Source organism: Streptomyces sp. NPDC005070 (assembly GCF_053600395.1).
In genome coordinates, this window is the sequence record NZ_JBSFZS010000402.1 from 1 (window position 1) to 2,010 (window position 2,010).

Annotated in this window: 2 protein-coding genes; one reads left to right on the forward strand and one right to left on the reverse strand. The window is 72.6% G+C overall.

The annotated features are described in order from the left end of the window. Window positions 1-40: 40 nt before the first annotated feature. Window positions 41-1,003, reverse strand: a complete 963-nt coding sequence (locus ACWEBX_RS39570; protein WP_451889541.1) for a hypothetical protein — start codon at window positions 1,001-1,003, stop codon at window positions 41-43. Window positions 1,004-1,489: 486 nt separating this feature from the next. On the opposite strand from ACWEBX_RS39570, the gene ACWEBX_RS39575 reads away from it, so the two are divergent. After that, window positions 1,490-2,010 (forward strand): RNA polymerase sigma factor (locus ACWEBX_RS39575; RefSeq protein WP_451889542.1); only part of this gene is annotated, 521 nt, incomplete at its 3' end.

Sequence of the window (2,010 nt, forward strand, 5' to 3'; positions counted from 1 at the left end):
CACGTGCGCCTCGCGGGGGCGGCCGCGTACCCGCCGGCTGTCAGTGTGAGGTGACCGCGCGCAACGCCCACTCGTGCGCCGCCGCGGCCCGGAGCGTGTCTTCCAGGTGGCGGACCTCGTCCGACACGGGATCGTCGCTGCCGAAGACACGGTCGGCGAGCTCGGTGAGCGTGTCACTGTCGTCGGGCGGCGGCGTGAACAGCACGCTGTACAGCGCGTCGAAGCTCTCGGGCCGAGCTTCGGCCGCCTCCACGCCGGTCCACACATCCGCGCACCGAAGCCGCAGCAGTGTGATGAACGACCGGAGGGCGTCCTGCTGGACGTCCGGGTCGGCGTCGGCGTGCAACCGTGCCCGCAGGTCGGCGTACAGCTGCGGCAGACCGAGACCCAGGACGCGTGTACCCGCGTACGTCCACAGCGCGGATCCGGTGCCGGTGCCGCAGGCTTCCCAGCGGTCGTTCCACAACAGGCGGGTGAAAGCGGTGCGCGCACGCTCGCCGTGCAGGGAGATTCCCAGGATCAGGCCGCCGTTGCAGTCGACCGAGGCGTGGTCCTCACCCCATGCGACAAGCCGCTCCAGCCACGCCGGGTCCTCGGTCTTCGGGGCCAGGACGGGAAGGAACTCGGGGAACGGCGCGGACCCTTCATACTTCTCCAGCGCCTCGGCGATCGCGCCCCGCAGATCCTCGCACGGCAGATGCAGCAGCCCCAGGCACGCGTCCCTCGCCACATAGTGCAAGCCCTCGACGTGTTCCCACAGCAGGGGAGTGGCCGGGGTGTACCCCAGGCGGCCCACGGCGTGGAGCACATCGGTCGGCACGTCCTCACGCAGCCGGCCCCCGTCGACCGTCGCTTCCAACAGGCGTGCGGCCAGCCGCCGGTCGCCGTGACGGGCGAAGACCGGCACCAGCGCCTCGTGCGCGGAGGGCGCCGACAAGAACAGCGGCAGGAGCGCCTCCGCATCGGCCGGGCCGCCGTGCCGGAGCACCGCCTCGGCGGCCATGGACTCCCACCGCCACGACACCCCCGGGGCGTCAGCGACGGCGCATCGGTCGAGTATGGCCTGCGTGGCCGGGGACAGCGTCAACGTGGCAACCGCCTCTGTGTGGACAACACCGCCGCACATCATGGCCGAGGCCGCTCATGCGATGCCACGCGGTTTCCGCCTTGTCGACTCGGCAGGGCTCGCCCCCGCCGCTTCCCGCCCGGCCCGACCGCGGACAGCGCCAAATCCCCGGCGCCCGGGAGTAGTTCGCCATCGTCCTCCGCGGCCCCGGACCGGCGCCGGCGTGCGAACGGCGCCTGGACGAGCCCCGGGCACCGCGCCGATCGCCATCTACGGCAAGGTGGCGGGCAAGGACGGCTGAACGCCGACGGCCCTGTCCGGCGCGGGCGTCCATCACACATCTGGGGCGTGACGCGTGCCACAGGAACTTGGGGCGGGGTGCGGAGAGTACCGGGTGTGAGTCAAAAAGAACCAGCGGAGTCCATGCGCGCGCGCATACGGGCGGGGGACCGGGCGGCATTCGCCGAGCTCTACGACCAGTACGCGCGGGCGGTCTACAACCATGCCCTGCGGCTGACCGGCAACTGGTCACAGGCCGAGGAGGTCATGTCCGAGACGTTCCTCGCCGCCTGGCGCGGACGGGAGCAAGTCGAGCCTGAGGGTGGGGTGTTGGGGCCCTGGCTGCTCGGTATCGCCACGCACAAGGCACGCAACGCCAACCGGAGTCTGCGCCGGCGGCTCGCCTTCCTCGCGCGCAGCCCGCAGCCGCGTCCCGTGGAGGACTTCGCGGAGGAGACGGCGGGGCGGATCGACGACGCCCGCCGGCTCGCGCTGGTCCACCAGGCGCTGGGCCGGCTGCGCCGCCAGGAGCGTGAGGTGTTCGCGCTGTGCGTGTCGGCCGGGCTCGACTACCGGCAGGCCGCGCAGACGCTCGGGGTCCCCGTCGGCACCGTACGGTCCAGGCTGTCGCGCGCCCGGGCCCGGCTCGCCAAGCTCAGCTCCGG